General features: G+C 58.8%; 1 protein-coding gene. It reads left to right on the top strand.

Features of this window, described 5'->3' with window-relative positions; all coding sequences use genetic code 11:
* Positions 1-624 (top strand): calcium-binding protein (locus ACXJ7R_RS34505; protein WP_457155700.1); only part of this gene is annotated, 624 nt, incomplete at its 5' end.
* Positions 625-908: the final 284 nt, after the last annotated feature.

Here is a 908-nt window from a genome sequence, read left to right as displayed (position 1 = left end):
GGCAACAACATCATCRACGGMMTSGGCGGCGCYGATACGATGAGYGGCAGCACCGGCAACGACACCTACTAYGTCGACAATGCCGGYGATMASGTGATCGAGCTCAACGGCCAGGGCACCGACAATGTGCAGGCCTATGTCTCCTTCAACCTGTCGGGACAGGAACTGGAGAACCTCGCGCTGCGAAGCACCGGCAACATCAACGGCACCGGCAATTCGATCGCCAATGTCATCACCGGCAATTCGGGCGCGAATGTCATCAACGGCCTGCTCGGTAACGACACGCTGTCCGGCAGCACCGGCAACGATACCTTTGTCTTCACCACGGCGCTCAATGCTTCGACCAATGTCGACCGCATCACCGACTTCTCGGTCGCCGATGACACCATCCAGGTCGACAACGCCATCTTTGCSGCGCTYGGCGGCAACGGCACGCTGACRGCGGACCAGCTCATMAAGAACACCACCGGCCTTGCCGGCGACGGCAMCGATCACATCATCTACGAGACCGACACCGGCTGGCTCTAYTATGACAGCRAYGGCAGYGCCGCTGGCGGCTCCACSCATTTCGCMACGCTGRCCGCCAATYTGGCGCTSACCAACGCCGATTTCGYCGTGGTGTGAGTAAAACAAAAATAGGCCGCCCCGGCGTGAGCCGGGGCGGCGACGGGTTTCCCGGCAGAAAAACCTGAAGCGTAATCATCGTCATTGCGTTTGATCGTGGCGGGAATGGCGAGCTATTCCCGGCTTTCAGGCCAGCCGATCAACAGAGCGAAAACGTTCGATACGGACGGACGGCAGGGGCCCCTTGCCGGCACGAAATATTGTCAGAAAACTTTCGGCGACATCGGCCAGATACAGAGCGCACTTAGACCGCATCGCACTAGATACCAAAATAACTTTTAAAG

The sequence above is a fragment of the Mesorhizobium sp. P5_C1 genome (assembly GCF_054049815.1).
Note: the sequence above shows the minus strand (reverse complement) of the source record. Positions and strands in the feature narration are given on the sequence as shown.